The sequence below is a fragment of the Priestia koreensis genome, assembly GCF_001274935.1.
GTDB classification, from domain to species: Bacteria; Bacillota; Bacilli; order Bacillales; family Bacillaceae_H; genus Bacillus_AG; species Bacillus_AG koreensis.
Genome location: NZ_LILC01000013.1, coordinates 237,839 through 252,425 on the forward strand (window position 1 = coordinate 237,839; position 14,587 = coordinate 252,425).

Below are 14,587 nucleotides of genomic sequence, written 5' to 3' on the forward strand. Positions count from 1 at the left end.
CCTTTACCATGTAATCAATGATGCCACCCGATCAGCCACGAGCTTGTAGCCTTCCGCATTCGGATGAAAATGATCTGAGTATAAATAATCGTCTACTTTTAGTTCGAAAATATCAAACGTAGGTACAAAAACCGTTTTTTGGTATTTCGCGCTCAGCTCAGCGCTTTTAAAATTCCATTCACGAACAATCGATGACGTTTGACTTGCATTATCCATTTTAATGAACGGATTATATAACCCAATAAAGAAAATGGTTGCGTCCTTATTCACAGCACGCATCGTGCTCAAAATACTGTTTACATTTTTTAAGTACTGATTTTGCAGGGTTTTCACATTATTCAAGTTCAGATCAACAAGCGTTTGTCCGCTTTGAAAAAGGTCATTTCCACCAATTGTCATCATAATAACATCAGCATCTTTTAGCTGTCGCTGTACTTCTGGCTGCTTGACCTGCTGTAGCAACTGATTGGAACGTTGTCCTTTAATACCGAGATTTGATAGGTATATTTTACGATCTGTTTTTTCTTCCAAGCTATCTTTTACATTGCCAACGTATCCTTTTCCAGTTGAGTCACCTGTTCCTCTTGTTAAGGAGTCACCGATCGCGATGATGTTGAAACGGTCATCTTTTTTCGCTTTGCTACCCGTCTCAACAGATTTTGAAGCAATTGCAGGGGGATTTGCCGGTACACGAAGATATTCATATAAGGACCAGCCAAGTCCGACAAGCCAAAGCAGACAGGCAAGTCCTGATACAGCAGCAATAAGTTGAATCCATTTCCCTCTCAATGTTGAACCTCCTTTTATGTATTTGATAGAGAACGAATCCTTGAAAAAGGGGTTATGTATCTCTGTTAGGAAGATTATAGCAAAACCAATATACCGAGTGCGAATATTAGGCGGCTGTTTCGTGTAAAAAAGAAACGCTGGTTCGTCATTTGTTCACAGAACAAAAAACATATGGAAAGCTTTTAAGCATTTCCATATGTTTCGAAGGGACGGAGCATATTACATAGCAAGTGTACCGCTATCGTGAATGCTTACGGTTTTCACACACCTTCTACCGCTTCTTCAATCTCTTTACGCAGAACAAATTTTTGTATCTTCCCGCTCGCATTACGCGGGAGTGCTTCGCAGAATATGTAGCGACGCGGTCTCTTATAATTGGCGAGTTTGTCACTTGATTTGCAGAACAAATCAAGCTCTTCTTCCGTGAGCGTGTGATCTTTACGAACGACAAATGCCGTCACCGATTCGCCCCACTTCTGATGTGGTTCTCCTATGACCGCTACATCCAAAATTCCTTCATGCTCAAAAAGCAGGTCTTCAATTTCACGCGGATAAACGTTCTCACCCCCGCTAATGATCATATCGTCTACTCGGTCCTGAACGAACAAGTAGCCATCTTCATCGAGGTAACCAATATCTCCAGAGTGATACCAGCCTTTGTATAGGGCTTTTTTAGTCGCTTCTTCTAGATTAAAATACCCCTGCATCACACACGGACCTTGTACGAGTATTTCACCGACTTCACCTGGTGGTAAAATATCATCGGGTTCAGAAGGGCCGTGTTCATTTGGCTTCACAATACGAATCTCATGATTAAGACAAGCTTGGCCTGCTGATCCTGACTTACTAATCTGATCGTCTTCACCGAGAAATGTAATGGCAGGTCCCATTTCCGTCATTCCATAGGCTTGGACAAACTTCGCACCAAGCTTCTTCTCGCAGGCACGAACAAGAGCCGGAGCCATTGGAGCTGCCCCGTATAAACCGAGCTTCAAGCTTTTTAATTCATGTTGCGTTACATCTTCTTGAATCATCATATTCCACATGGTTGGTGCAGCAAACAGCTTGGTGATTTTTTCACTTTCGATGAGTTGGAGCACTTTTTGAGGATGAAATTGGTGTAAAATCGTGCTGTGTGCCCCTATGTGGACACGTGGTAGAAACGCACAATGAAGTTCGGCACAATGAAACATGGGGGCTGTTACAAGGCCTCGGTCCTGTTTGTTTAAGTGAGTCGCATGACAGACAATAAGACTTTGCTCGATCATGTCTCGGTGACAATGCAGGACCCCTTTTGGTCTTCCAGTCGTGCCGCTTGTGTACATGATGCATACACGTCATCTTCACTTACTTCTGCTGTAACGGGGGCTGAATCTTGCTTAGACAAAACGGTGTAGAAATCCTTTGCATAAGGGATCGACGTGTCGTCAATGCACCAAAAGCTCGTCTGATGAAATCGATCTGCAATGGGGGAAATCGTCGATGAGAGTGCTTGCTCAAAGAGAAAGATTTTCGGTTTTGCATCGTCAATAATGTAAGATACCTCTTCTGACATCAGTCGGAAATTAATCGGGTTAAAGATCGCCCCGATTTTCGCACAGGCGAATAAGACGGTTGCCAGTTCTTCCGTATTAAACAAGTAGGTGGACACACGGTCTCCCTTTTTAACGCCTTCGTGCGTAAAAGCACGTGCGAGTTTGTTTACTTGATCACTCCATTGTTTGTATGTGTAGCGAACGTTTTTACGTACATCGTAGAGTGCTTCTTTGTTTGGGTATTTGGCTACTGTGAGGTCAAACATCTTTCCAATCGTCATCGACATAAGGTCTCCCCCTTAATTTGTATTCACTTACCAACTGGCCCCTGACGGAATGCTTGTCAGGGGCCAGTTGGTAAGCATAAGCGGATGATATCAGCCCGAAAGGGAAGATATCATCCGCTTATGTAGGTCTTTGAGGGTGAATTCCTGAGGCGGTTGTTGTGAGGTGTACGTTCTTTTGGAACGTGACACCCACAACCAAATATTTTTCTTAACTTAGACGTTCGATGATCGTCGCGTTCGCCATTCCGTGGCCTTCGCACATTGTTTGTAGGCCGAAGCGCCCGCCCGTTCGTTCTAGCTCGTGCATCATAGTGATCATAATTCTTGCTCCGCTCGCTCCTAGTGGATGTCCTAGTGAAATGGCTCCTCCGTTTGGATTTAATTTTGACGGGTCAGCCCCTGTCTCTTTTAGCCAAGCCATTACAACAGGAGCAAACGCTTCGTTTACTTCGAAAATATCTATCTCATCTAGTGAAAGGCCTGATTTTTCTAATGCTTTTTGCGTTGCTGGGATCGGACCTGTCAGCATGAGCGTTGGATCTGAGCCGACGACGACACGTGTGTGAACGCGAAAACGTGGTTTTAATCCAAGGGATTCTGCTCTTTCTTTGGACATAAGCAATAGTGCAGCTGCACCGTCGCTAATTTGACTTGCGTTTCCAGCGTGAATGACGCCATCTTCTTTGAATACCGTCTTTAACGTTCCGAGCGCTTCTAGCGATGTTTCTTTTCTTGGACCGGAATCTTGCTTAACTGTTTCAATCGTTCCGTCCTCAAGCGTTACTTGAAGAGGTAAAATCTCACGTTCAAACCGTCCTTCAGCCTGTGCTTTTAGTGCCTTTTGATGACTTTGTAATGAAAATTGATCGAGCTCTTCTCTTGTGAAGCCATATTTCTCAGCAATAAGCTCCGCCGATACACCTTGATGAACCATGCGGTGTTTCTCCTTAAGCTTCTCGCTGAGAGGCGCTCCTTGGTAATTAGAGCCCATCGGTGTACGAGACATGCTTTCTACACCACCAGCGATGACGACATCCATATCTCCTGCCAAAATGGCCTGTGCCGCAAAGTGAACGGCCTGTTGACTTGATCCACACTGTCGATCGATCGTCGTCCCAGGAACTTCAATTGGAAAGCCCGCAATAAGTGCTGACACCCGAGCAATATCTCCTGCTTGTTCCCCTGACTGTGTCACACACCCCAAAATGACGTCTTCTACAAGCGCAGGATCAATCCCGGCACGTTCTACTAATCCCTTCAACACATCTGCTGCTAAATCATCTGGACGGATATCTTTGAACACTCCGTTTCGTCTACCGACTGCACTTCGTACTCCTTCAACAATAACGACTTCTCTCATCCTGCAATCCCCTTTCTATAAACCTAAATTTTTGGCAATAATCGTTTTCATAATTTCATTGGTTCCTGCATAAATGCTTGCAACTGGAATGTCACGGTATCGTCTTGCAATCTCGTACTCTTCCATATATCCGTATCCGCCGTGTAGTTGCATGCATTCGGTCGCAATATTTCGTGCTACTTCTGTTAGCTTCCACTTTGCCATTGATACTTTCGTCACAATGTCCTTTCCATTCATGTGATCAACAATAAGCTGGTCAATGAACGTTCTTCCCATCTCGACTTCTGTCGCCATTTCAGCAATTTTAAACTGTGTGTTTTGAAACTTGCTAATCGCCTTCCCAAAAGCTTCACGCTGCTTAATGTACTGAATGGTCTGATTTAGCATGGTCTCTGATGACACTTGTGCAGCTAGTGCTACAATCAACCGCTCCTGCTGCAACTTTTCCATTAAATATTGAAATCCTTTTCCTTCTTGTCCAAGCAGGTTTTCTTTCGGTACGATACAATCTTCAAAGATTAGTTCTGCCGTATCTTGGCAGTGTAGTCCCGCCTTATGTAGCTTTCGTCCTCTTGAAAAGCCTTGTGCATCTCGTTCAACAACAATAAGGCTAATTCCTTTGTGCTTCGGTACGGCATCTGGATCTGTTTTACAAGCGACAATAACCAGATCACCATGGATACCATTTGTAATAAACGTTTTTTGACCATTTATCACATAATGATCGCCTTCACGCCTAGCCGTTGTTCGAATGTTGGCCAAATCTGATCCCGTTCCCGGCTCTGTCATAGCAATCGCTGTAATGATCTCCCCTGTGGCACTTTTCGGAAGCCAGCGTCTTTTTTGCTCGTCTGTTCCATAGGCGATAATATACGGAATAACGATGTCGTTGTGAAGACTTATCCCAACAAGGCCCGAGCCTACTCGTTCTAGCTCTTCATTGATGATAACCGAAAATCCAAAATCAACGCCGCTTCCTCCGTACTGGTCGTCTACTTCTGGACACAAGAAGCCATTGTCTCCAAGCTTTCGCCAAAACGACCTCGGAATCATCCGATCTTCTTCCCACTGCTCGTAGTATGGATACGCCTCTTTGTCTAAAAATTTCCGAAGCGCACTCCTAAAAATCGTATGTTCTTTTTGAATATATAAGTGACTCAACATTATCACCCCATCTTTTTTGTAACCGCTATCATTTTACCCTCACTTAGGCGCCATCCGGATTGCTCCGTCTAGACGAATCGTTTCGCCGTTTAACATGATGTTTTCCACAATGCTTTTTACCAAATGCGCATATTCTTCTGGAAGCCCTAGACGAGAAGGAAACGGAACCGTCTTCCCAAGCGAAGTACGTGCCTCTTCAGGAAGAGCATCAAACATTGGCGTATGAAATAAGCCAGGTGCGATGCTAACAACGCGTATACCGTGAGACGCTAGTTCTCTTGCGATCGGAAGCGTCATTCCGACTACACCACCTTTTGACGCGCTGTAGGCAGCCTGCCCAATTTGTCCTTCATATGCCGCAACGGATGCAGTATTAATAATGAGACCTCTTTCGCCTTGATCTGATGGCTCATTACCAATCATTTTCTCAGCGGCTACCCGAATGACGTTAAACGTGCCAATTAAGTTGATTGAAATGGTTCGTGAAAAGCTTTCTAACGAGTGTACACCACGCTTGCCTGCAACTTTTTCAGCAATGGCAATCCCGGCACAGTTCACAACTACATTTACCCCGCCCATCAGGTTCACTGCTTCCTGTAGCGCTTTCTGAACAGAATTCTCGCTCGTGACATCTGTTTTCACAAACCACAAACGGTCCCCAAGCGCCTGACGTAACCGCTCGCCTTTTTCTTCTGCCACATCGGCAATGACTGCTTTTCCACCATTTTCGATAATCATTTTGATGGTTGCCTCACCAAGACCCGAAGCACCACCTGTTATAAATGCCCTACATTCATTTGCTTTCACACCATCACTCCTTGTGAACGATAAAAATAGCTCTCTATTGTTCATTTTAAACTACTTCTCATCACTTTTGAAAGAAAATTAACTTAAAATTCTGATTTTTATTTCGTTGCGCGTATTTATCTTTTCAATAGAAAAGGCACTGTGCTCTCGCAGTGCCTTTCACTTACGTTCGTTCTGTTAGCTCTACGTAAAAGTCGCCAACGTTATTTGCTTCGTACAAATTCGTCACGGACGTAGAGTAATTGGTGATCGTTCCTTTAAATTGTAATGATTCCTTCGGTACTTCTACATCAAAATTTTGCTTGTAGAGTAACGTCGTAATATCATGGTACTCTTCCCCGCTTTTCACTTTAAATGAAAAGTGGACTTTGTGTAAGCTTTTATTTGTCGTATAATCCGTCACCGTTTCATGGTGAAAATCTGTACCCTGTATCGTTACGTCATTTAAACGAACTTCTGTTGTCATTGATGACACTCCTTTTTAAAAGAGATTAGTCAGCCATCGGGAACCAGCCTGGGGCATTTAAAATAGCTTGCCATAGCGGGTCAGGAATAACTAGACGTTCTTGATCGTTTCTGCTAAGCTTCGTTACGATCTCTTGCTCTCTTCCTGTTTCTACTTTCTCTACCCAATCTGGATCAATAATTAACTCACGACCAATTGCAAGTAGCGGTACGCCGCTTTCTAACGCTTTGATCGCATCGTCTGCTGTATAAATAGATCCAACGCCCATTACAGGTACTTTCTTACCAACGCGCTCTTGAATAATTTCAAGACGAGAGCGTGTATCTTCTACACCACGTCGCGGAGCAGACCAGTATTCCATTAATGATACGTGTAAGTAATCAAGTTTCTTTTCAGATAGTGCATCAACAAGCGCAAGCGTATCTTTCATCGTAATACCAGGTGTTTCTGGCTCTTCCGGTGAGAAACGATATCCAACGATAAACGGTTCTTTTGCATGCTCTGCGACTACTTTTTCCACTTCTTCCACAACAGCTAGAGGGAACGCCATGCGATTTTCTAAGCTGCCACCCCAACGGTCTTCACGACGGTTTGAGTGTGGAGAAAAGAATTGTTGAATAAGATAACCATTTGCTCCGTGTAGCTCGACGCCATCAAATCCTGCTTCAATTGCACGTCGAGTTGTTTCACCGAAATCACGGATGATGGATTGAATTTCTTCTTCTGTAAGCGCACGTGGTGTTGGAAGGTCTCCTGCACCGCGTGGGTTCTCAGCAGGTACAGCACTTGCACTTAAAATTTCCCCGTTCGGTACAAGGTTTGGCGGACATAAGCGACCACCGTGGAAAATTTGAAGTACGGCTTTTGCGCCTTGATCTTTGATCGCCGTTGCAAGACGACGAAGACTTGGGATCATGTCATCCGTATGGCCTGCAAATTCTCCAGGAAACCCTTTACCTGTGTCTGTTACATACGTGCAGGCAGTAATAACCATTCCTACGCCTTTTGAGCGGCGGATGTAGTAGTTTACTTCTGCATCTGATACTGTTCCATCTTCATTTGACGAAAAGTTTGTCATTGGTGCAAGTGAAAGGCGGTTTTTCACCTCAACGTTGCCAATTGTATATGGTTGAAATAGCGGTGCATATTTTTCGTTCATTGTTTCTCCTCCAGTTCGTTCCGTTATATTAATGGTGATGATGTCCTTTTTGTGAGTTTGTAATAACAAACCCTTCTTGTGGCACGTGGAAATATTGAATCCAAACGCCATCAAGGAACTCTTCACGCGTATCTAAAAGCACATCAATGTCTTTGTCTGTTTTAACAATTTCATCGTGCTCTGTGGGTGTATCAAGCGCAAGATCATAATGTGCGTGATCTCCGTGCATTTCTGTAATAATGACGCGGATCATTTTTCCTTCTGCTTCTTCACTTTCAAGCATTTTCTTGATCTGCTTTGCTGCATTGCGATTAATTTTACAGTTCATGTTCGTCATCTCCTAGTATCATTTGTGAAAGAGTTTATTTTCCTTTAGCAAGCTCTGCGACAATTTCGTATGAACGTAGACGTTCCTGATGATCAAAGATTTGTGCATTGACCATCACCTCGTCCGCCTGTGTAGCTGCTAGGAAACCTTCAAGCTTCTCTTTTACTGTTTCTGGACTTCCTACGATTGAGGCGCCTAACTGACGCTGAATCGCTGCTTTTTCATAGTCACTCCATAAGTATTCCATACTTTCAACAGGAGGATTCAGCGGGCCTGAACGTCCGCGTACTAAGTTTAAGAATTGTTGTTGCATCGATGTCGCTAAGAATTTCGCCTTTTCATCTGTGTCAGCTGCAATTACGTTCGCCCCAACCATCGCATACGGTTTATCAAGTACTTGTGATGGTCGGAAACTGTCACGATAAAGCTGCAGTGCCGTTAACGTATAGTCTGGTGAAAAATGACTAGCAAATGCAAATGGAAGACCAAGCTGTCCCGCTAACTGAGCGCTAAAGCCGCTTGAACCTAATAGCCAAATAGGTACATTAAGTCCTTCGCCTGGAATGGCACGAACAGGACGTTTTTCCGTTGGATTAAAATACTCACGAAGCTCATCAAGCTGGTCTGGGAAATCCTCTCCCGTGCTGTGTAAATCACGGCGAAGAGCACGTGCCGTTACTTGATCTGTTCCTGGTGCGCGCCCGAGTCCTAGATCAATGCGTCCTGGATAAAGAGATTCAAGCGTACCGAACTGCTCCGCAATAACGAGCGGTGAGTGGTTTGGTAACATGATTCCACCAGACCCGACGCGGATTTTTGATGTTCCGCCTGCAACGTGGCCAATAACTACTGCCGTTGCAGAGCTTGCAATCCCCGCCATGTTATGATGCTCAGCTAGCCAGTAACGGTTATACCCCCACTTCTCTGCGTGTTGTGCAAGGTCTAACGTATTTTGTAGCGATTGACCCACGCTTCCTCCGACAACGATCGGTGAAAGATCCAAAACGGACCATTTTGCTTCATTTAACTTTCCTTGTTTTTTTTCTGACATTAGAAATCCCCCTTCTTCTGTCTACATGTGACAGAGAGTTCTTTCGCGTTTTTATCCATATTTCATTTCTGTTTTTTATCACCAAGTTATTATATCAACTTTTATTGATGCAACAAAATTTAATGCTTATTAAGTTCATTGGCGATCAATTCATACGAACGAAGGCGTGCTTCATACGTCGGTGTAATCGTCACGATCATCATTTCATCCGCTTGATAAGCCTTTTGAAGATCCTTTAGCGTACGTACGACCTCTTTTGGATTTGCTACAATACTTTTTTGTTTCATGGCTTTAATGGACTCCTGTTCTTTGTCCGAAAAAGAATAGTTTCGGGCTTCTTCCATAGACGGAATGCCGCTTGTCGATTTCCCTGTTTGCTGCTGAAGCTGCCACAAGTAGCTGCTCATCGCTAATTGCTCCGCTTCCTCTGTGGTTTCGGCACAGATCACGGATACGGTGACAATTATCTGCGGATTTTTCAACGTACGCTTCGCCTGAAAGTTTTGTTTGTACTGCTGTGTAATTTCTTTCCCATCTTTCTCGCTCATAAAATGCCCAAACGTGTAGGGCAACCCGTTCTCTGCGGCCATTTTTGCGCTTTTTCCACTTGTTCCAAGTATCCATGGCTGCGGAAGCACGCTCGGTACAGGTGAAGGAGCAACCTTTGAAAACATATGATCCTTCGGAAAACCATGATCGAAAAATTGAAGAAGCTCTTTCACCTTATCAGGAAGCATTCGGACTTGCTCCAAATAGTTATCTGATAGCGCCATCGTGGCCTCTGCCGATCCTCCAGGTGCTCGTCCGATCCCTACATCGATTCGATTTGAAAACAGCGTTGCAAGCATGTTATAGGTTTCTGCTACTTTATACGGTTTGTAGTGCGGCAGCAGGACCGCCCCAGCACCAATACGAATGGTAGATGTCTGAGCACCGATATAGCTAAGCATGACATCAGGGTTTGAGCAAGCAAGGCCCTTTAAATCGTGATGCTCAGCAATCCAGTAACGCTCGTATCCCCATCGTTCGCCTGCCTGCGCAAGACGTAACGACTGTTGCAACGCTTCTGTTTGAGTGCCGTTTGCTACCACAGGCGATTGATCTAATATACTAACTTTCATATGGTCCCTTCTTTCCCTTAATCTCCTGCCTTTATCATATAGCACACGTCACCAGAGTAAAAACAATCTGTTTGATTACGTGCTTTTAAAATTCCGTCTTCTCGGATAACCTATTAAAAAATTTATTTTAAAAAGGTGATTACGTCATGAACTTTCCAATCATCCATACGAACTTTTGGGATGCCGTCATTGGAATCCCCCTTGTATTAGTGTTCACGCAGCTCATTAAGTTATTTTTACCGATTCCAAAACCGATCATTCCAACAATTGCATTACTTCTAGGACTCCTCTTTTCCATCTTATTTGCCCATCCACATAGCCTCATTTCAGGCATTTTTATGGGCTATTTTTATGGTTACGCGGCAATCGGAAGTTATGCTGGCTTAAAGACGTCCATTACCGCTTTTCGTCGGGATAAAAAACATTATTATTAGCTAAGTAAGATGTATGAATTTCTCGCTTTTAACCAACAATAGGTAACAGATTAGGAGGTTGTACACATGAAACATATGACAGCTGTTTTAGTTAAATTTGTTGCTGCACTGATTGCATTTGCAGTTGGGTTGGATCTTTTCTTTAGCGCAACGATTGTCGATATCGTAACGTTTGCCTTCATTGTTACGTTCTTTTCCTATATGCTTGTTGAACGTGTTATTCTTCCGAAGCTCGGAAGCATGGCTGCGACCATTGTTGACTTCACGTTTACTTATATGAGCGTGTGGATCTTTGGAAGTATCTTATTGAATAACTACATGCAAGTAGCATGGGGAAGCATTATCTCAGCAGTAATCGTTACCTCTATTGAAGTATTCGTTCACCGTTATTTAACAGATAGCACATTAGATGAGCGTATTGAAACAAGTGCTCCGTCTGTATTCAGCCCAAACTTAGCTTATGGAACCGAATTTGCTGAGGATCATGATATGGATAAACGAGCACTGTTGAAACAAGAACGTGTAGAAGAAAACAACGAAGAAAAAGAAAAATGAGCTGATCGGCATTGATCAGCTCATTTTTCTTATTTAAAGTATTTCACACGATCTTCTAAAGGCGAAAATGTCTTTTCCCCTGCGGGTGCGACCGGCTTTCCAAAAGGCATCTGTGCAATGAGCTTCCATTCAAATGGAATCCCCCACTCTGCTTTTACTTCATCATCAATGATCGGATTATAGTGCTGAAGCGTTGCGCCAAATCCTTCTACTTCGAGTGCTGTCCACACAACATACTGAAGCATACCAGAGGACTGCTGTGACCAAACAGGGAAATTCTCTTGATACGCTGGGAATTGCTCTTGCAGGCCTTCTACCACTCGTTGATCTTCAAAAAATAAGACCGTCCCATAACCGTTACCAAACGCCGTCATCTTTTCCTGTGTCGGAGCAAAGTTATCAGCTGGTACGATCGTACGGAGCGTTTCCGTTGTGAGATCCCACAGCTTATCATGATGTTGACCTAGCAGAACCACGACACGAGCGCTTTGAGAATTAAAAGCAGACGGCGTATGTTTTACCGCAAAATCAACGACCTCTTGAATACGCTCATCCGACACTACTCTTTCTTTGTTGATGCCATAAATAGAGCGTCGCTGCTCAACCACTTCGTAAAAATCTTTCTTTGCTTCTGTTGTTTTTGGCTGTTCTTCTCCAAATAATTTAGTGAAAAAACCCATTTAAAAAACCACCTTTTTATTATTTTTTCAAACCTTGGCTGTTCTATTCGATTAATGATGAACGACTAAGTGAATGTGCGTGCCAGAGGGATCTGATGTGATGAACGTATCTCCTTCTACTGTCACAGATCCCCCAACAGCTTCAATCCCTTTTAGCGCTGTACTTCTCGCTTCTTCTGTTGGAAAAACGAGCTGGAACCATTTCACGCCCACACTGTTTTGTGAAGGAGTGGGTGCCCCGATGCCATTCCATACGTTGAGCCCAATATGATGGTGATAGCCTCCTGTTGAAATGAACAGTGCTTGACTTCCATATTCAGCAACGACATTAAAACCTAAACCATCACAATAAAAGGTTTGAGCTTCCTGTAAGCTCGCTACGTGTAAATGGATGTGGCCCATGACCGTGCCCTTTGGAAGTCCGTTCCATTCCGCACCTTCTGTTTCAGTAAGCAACCCTTCTGCATCAAGTGGCGCAGTCGTCATTTCAACTTGGTCACCTTGCCACTGCCAGTCATGATCATCTCGATCACGATAAATCTCAATGCCATTTCCGTCTGGATCGGCCAGGTAAATCGCTTCACTTACAAGATGATCAGAAGCTCCCTGTAACGGATAGCCGCTTTTTAATAGGTGAACCAAAGCACGAGCTAGGTCAGCGCGAGTTGGCAATAAAATCGCAAAATGATAAAGCCCTGCTCTACGCGGCTCTTTTGCTGTAACCTCATCAGGCTGTTCAATCGTTAAAAGCGCTGTTTGACCTTCTGCTGTGAGCGTAATTTGGTTCGTTTGTTCCTCTAAGACACTGAAACCGATAATATCTTGATAAAACGCAAGTGAACGCTGTAAATCTTGGACGAGTAAATGTGTGTGACCTACATACGTATGAGGTGGACGCTGAAATTTCATTCTAAGTCAGTCTCCCTTTTTATTGGTTTTTATTTTTATACTGATCAACTTACTTTATGTAAGTAAGTATATATAAGTAATTCATATATTTCAATACAAAAATATTTTTATTTAAAGATATTTTATCGGAACGTTTTATTTTGGCTTATTTTAGGGAAAAAGAGTGATAAACTTTTAATGAGGTGATCCCATGGACAACGTACAAACGCTATTTTTTAAAGATGATGGTACCATTCCAAATAACCCTCTCTTGCCTGTTCTTATTTACCGCGACATGCTTGGAAAAAAGGCCGTGGAGGTAGAAAGCATTTTTAATCAGTGCTCTTGGCTCAATAGCTGGACAAACGGTATTTTCAACTACCATCATTATCACAGTAATGCCCACGAAGTATTAGGAGTAATCAAAGGCCATGCGACGGTGCAGTTAGGTGGAGAATCAGGAAAAACGGTTGCTCTTACATCCGGTGACGTGATCGTTTTGCCCGCTGGTACAGGACACAAACTAATTGAATCAAGTGATGAATTTAAGGTAGCCGGAGCATATCCGGATGGTATGAGCTATGATGTAAAAACGGATCAATCCGAAGGAGCAGATAAGATTTTCAGACAAATTAAGCAGGTTCCACTACCAAAAACCGACCCCATATTCGGTAAGGAAGGTCCACTACTTCATCACTGGAATCCGACTCGCGGAGAAAATGACTTCTCTTTATAGGATGAAGCAAAATAAATGGCACAAAGCATTTGCTGTGCTATGCTTTTAGAAAATGGTAGTAAGGAGCCTCAGTATGTATGATGCACATATTCATTTAGATCAATATCCTGATGTTGATCGCTCCATTGCACAGTGGCAGGAAGCGGGCGTAAAAGGAGTCGTTGCAGTTTCTACGAACTTGCGCTCAAGCTACGATACGCTTTTACTAAAACAAAAATACCCTGATTTTATTACAGCAGCCATCGGCTTTCATCCTGAGGAGGCTCTTCCTTCTGTACAGGATGTGACGGAATGGAAAAGCCTTCTCCTAAAAGAACGTTCTCTTATTTCTGCGATCGGTGAAGTTGGACTCCCTTATTACTCGGCGTTTTCTGGCGACCTTCCTTCCTATCTTCCTTTTTTAGAAGACATGATGATGCTTGCGAATGCGTATGAACTTCCTATTATCCTACACGCCGTACATTCAGGAGCCCCCATTGCTCTTGATCTTTTACAAAAACACGGTGTGAAAAGCGCTCATTTTCATTGGCTAAAAGCAAGCTCCGCGGTCGTAAAGCAGATCGTAGCAGCTGGTTATTATGTTTCAGTGACACCTGAAGTTTGTTATCGGGAGCGTGATCAGCTGCTCGCTAAAATTGTTCCTCTTTCACAGCTTCTAGTGGAAACAGATGGACCATGGCCTTTTGACGGTCCTTTCAAAAATCGACCTACTTCGCCAATATTATTGAAAGAAAGTATTTTAACTCTTTCACGGTTACTCGGAAAACCTATTTGCGAAGTTGAGTCATATGTAGCCAGCAACGTCCGGGAACTTTTTTTCTGCAAATAAAATCGATAAAGAATAGAAGAGTTTCCATTAGGAAATACATATACTAATAGAAACAGCAGAAATAAAGTGGCAGAAAATCTTGCAAAGCATTAGATTTTATTGAATTTTCAGTATATAATAAAGCTATAGAGAAATAACGTGATGGAAAAAGAAAGGAGGCTATTCAAATGGTCTTAAAATGGACTCGCAGACAGCCGTCTGACCCAAGCGTAGACGAACGGCACATAAAACGATTGGAACGAGAACGTGAACGTGAGCAAGTTTTAGCTGATTATTTGGAAGAACAGCTCAGTCCAAAAGATGAAGAGTGAAGAAATCAGGCTGTCATTTTGATGGTCTGTTTTTTTCATACAGAAAACAAAGGTGTATTCCAAACGAATTTGAATTATAATTGATGT

The 14,587-nt window shown here is 43.2% G+C and carries 16 protein-coding genes and 1 pseudogene; 5 read left to right on the forward strand and 12 right to left on the reverse strand.

Annotated features, from left to right (window positions below):
• Positions 1-3: 3 nt before the first annotated feature.
• The 10 genes and pseudogenes from AMD01_RS10350 to AMD01_RS10395 form a co-directional block, all read right to left on the reverse strand.
• Positions 4-789 carry an SGNH/GDSL hydrolase family protein gene (locus AMD01_RS10350; protein WP_053401327.1) on the reverse strand — a complete coding sequence of 262 codons (786 nt, stop codon included), beginning with the start codon at positions 787-789 and terminating at the stop codon, positions 4-6.
• Between the two features lie 260 nt (positions 790-1,049).
• Positions 1,050-2,611: pseudogene (locus AMD01_RS10355) on the reverse strand (fatty acid--CoA ligase).
• Between the two features lie 208 nt (positions 2,612-2,819).
• Positions 2,820-3,971 (reverse strand): thiolase family protein, encoded by a 1,152-nt coding sequence (locus tag AMD01_RS10360; RefSeq protein WP_053401328.1) that lies wholly within the window; start codon positions 3,969-3,971, stop codon positions 2,820-2,822.
• A gap of 15 nt (positions 3,972-3,986) precedes the next feature.
• Complete coding sequence (locus AMD01_RS10365) at positions 3,987-5,132, reverse strand: acyl-CoA dehydrogenase family protein (protein ID WP_053401757.1); 1,146 nt, start codon at positions 5,130-5,132, stop codon at positions 3,987-3,989.
• A gap of 42 nt (positions 5,133-5,174) precedes the next feature.
• On the reverse strand, positions 5,175-5,942 hold the full coding sequence (locus AMD01_RS10370; RefSeq protein ID WP_053401329.1) for a 3-hydroxyacyl-CoA dehydrogenase: 768 nt from the start codon (positions 5,940-5,942) through the stop codon (positions 5,175-5,177).
• Positions 5,943-6,105: 163 nt separating this feature from the next.
• A complete protein-coding gene (locus tag AMD01_RS10375) occupies positions 6,106-6,408 on the reverse strand; it encodes a DUF3219 family protein (RefSeq protein WP_053401330.1) in 303 nt (100 codons plus the stop codon).
• A gap of 25 nt (positions 6,409-6,433) precedes the next feature.
• Positions 6,434-7,567: an NADH-dependent flavin oxidoreductase gene (locus AMD01_RS10380; RefSeq protein ID WP_053401331.1), complete on the reverse strand. Its 1,134-nt coding sequence runs from the start codon at positions 7,565-7,567 to the stop codon at positions 6,434-6,436.
• Positions 7,568-7,595: 28 nt separating this feature from the next.
• The gene (locus tag AMD01_RS10385; protein WP_053401332.1) at positions 7,596-7,895 is read right to left on the reverse strand and encodes an iron-sulfur cluster assembly accessory protein; all 300 of its coding nucleotides are present in this window, start codon (positions 7,893-7,895) and stop codon (positions 7,596-7,598) included.
• A gap of 34 nt (positions 7,896-7,929) precedes the next feature.
• Positions 7,930-8,946 (reverse strand): LLM class flavin-dependent oxidoreductase, encoded by a 1,017-nt coding sequence (locus tag AMD01_RS10390; protein ID WP_053401333.1) that lies wholly within the window; start codon positions 8,944-8,946, stop codon positions 7,930-7,932.
• Between the two features lie 119 nt (positions 8,947-9,065).
• Positions 9,066-10,067: an LLM class flavin-dependent oxidoreductase gene (locus AMD01_RS10395; protein ID WP_053401334.1), complete on the reverse strand. Its 1,002-nt coding sequence runs from the start codon at positions 10,065-10,067 to the stop codon at positions 9,066-9,068.
• Between the two features lie 146 nt (positions 10,068-10,213).
• Here AMD01_RS10395 and AMD01_RS10400 point away from each other — a divergent pair, with 146 nt between their 5' ends.
• Positions 10,214-10,501, forward strand: a complete 288-nt coding sequence (locus AMD01_RS10400; protein ID WP_053401335.1) for a hypothetical protein — start codon at positions 10,214-10,216, stop codon at positions 10,499-10,501.
• A gap of 66 nt (positions 10,502-10,567) precedes the next feature.
• A complete protein-coding gene (locus tag AMD01_RS10405) occupies positions 10,568-11,056 on the forward strand; it encodes a YndM family protein (protein WP_053401336.1) in 489 nt (162 codons plus the stop codon).
• Between the two features lie 29 nt (positions 11,057-11,085).
• Here AMD01_RS10405 and AMD01_RS10410 read toward each other — a convergent pair whose 3' ends face one another.
• Both AMD01_RS10410 and AMD01_RS10415 read right to left on the reverse strand, forming a co-directional pair.
• Complete coding sequence (locus tag AMD01_RS10410) at positions 11,086-11,736, reverse strand: nitroreductase family protein (protein ID WP_053401337.1); 651 nt, start codon at positions 11,734-11,736, stop codon at positions 11,086-11,088.
• A 51-nt stretch (positions 11,737-11,787) separates the two neighbouring features.
• On the reverse strand, positions 11,788-12,645 hold the full coding sequence (locus tag AMD01_RS10415) for a VOC family protein (protein WP_053401338.1): 858 nt from the start codon (positions 12,643-12,645) through the stop codon (positions 11,788-11,790).
• A gap of 190 nt (positions 12,646-12,835) precedes the next feature.
• Between AMD01_RS10415 and AMD01_RS10420 the strand changes: the two genes are divergently transcribed.
• The 3 genes from AMD01_RS10420 to AMD01_RS24085 all read left to right on the forward strand — a co-directional run bounded on the left by AMD01_RS10420 (position 12,836) and on the right by AMD01_RS24085 (position 14,500).
• Positions 12,836-13,360, forward strand: a complete 525-nt coding sequence (locus AMD01_RS10420) for a cupin domain-containing protein (protein ID WP_053401339.1) — start codon at positions 12,836-12,838, stop codon at positions 13,358-13,360.
• A gap of 73 nt (positions 13,361-13,433) precedes the next feature.
• Entirely contained in the window at positions 13,434-14,189 is a 756-nt protein-coding gene (locus AMD01_RS10425) for a TatD family hydrolase (RefSeq protein ID WP_053401340.1), read from the forward strand.
• 167 nt (positions 14,190-14,356) lie between these two features.
• The gene (locus AMD01_RS24085) at positions 14,357-14,500 is read left to right on the forward strand and encodes a hypothetical protein (RefSeq protein WP_157052701.1); all 144 of its coding nucleotides are present in this window, start codon (positions 14,357-14,359) and stop codon (positions 14,498-14,500) included.
• Positions 14,501-14,587: the final 87 nt, after the last annotated feature.

Coding starts and splice junctions, on each gene's coding strand:
- AMD01_RS10360 (WP_053401328.1), bottom strand. CDS start 3,971: ATGAGAGAAGTCGTTATTGTTGAAGGAGTACGAAGTGCAGTCGGTAGA.
- AMD01_RS10375 (WP_053401330.1), bottom strand. CDS start 6,408: ATGACAACAGAAGTTCGTTTAAATGACGTAACGATACAGGGTACAGAT.
- AMD01_RS10380 (WP_053401331.1), bottom strand. CDS start 7,567: ATGAACGAAAAATATGCACCGCTATTTCAACCATATACAATTGGCAAC.
- AMD01_RS10385 (WP_053401332.1), bottom strand. CDS start 7,895: ATGAACTGTAAAATTAATCGCAATGCAGCAAAGCAGATCAAGAAAATG.
- AMD01_RS10390 (WP_053401333.1), bottom strand. CDS start 8,946: ATGTCAGAAAAAAAACAAGGAAAGTTAAATGAAGCAAAATGGTCCGTT.
- AMD01_RS10395 (WP_053401334.1), bottom strand. CDS start 10,067: ATGAAAGTTAGTATATTAGATCAATCGCCTGTGGTAGCAAACGGCACT.
- AMD01_RS10400 (WP_053401335.1), top strand. CDS start 10,214: ATGAACTTTCCAATCATCCATACGAACTTTTGGGATGCCGTCATTGGA.
- AMD01_RS10405 (WP_053401336.1), top strand. CDS start 10,568: ATGAAACATATGACAGCTGTTTTAGTTAAATTTGTTGCTGCACTGATT.
- AMD01_RS10410 (WP_053401337.1), bottom strand. CDS start 11,736: ATGGGTTTTTTCACTAAATTATTTGGAGAAGAACAGCCAAAAACAACA.
- AMD01_RS10415 (WP_053401338.1), bottom strand. CDS start 12,645: ATGAAATTTCAGCGTCCACCTCATACGTATGTAGGTCACACACATTTA.
- AMD01_RS10420 (WP_053401339.1), top strand. CDS start 12,836: ATGGACAACGTACAAACGCTATTTTTTAAAGATGATGGTACCATTCCA.
- AMD01_RS10425 (WP_053401340.1), top strand. CDS start 13,434: ATGTATGATGCACATATTCATTTAGATCAATATCCTGATGTTGATCGC.
- AMD01_RS24085 (WP_157052701.1), top strand. CDS start 14,357: ATGGTCTTAAAATGGACTCGCAGACAGCCGTCTGACCCAAGCGTAGAC.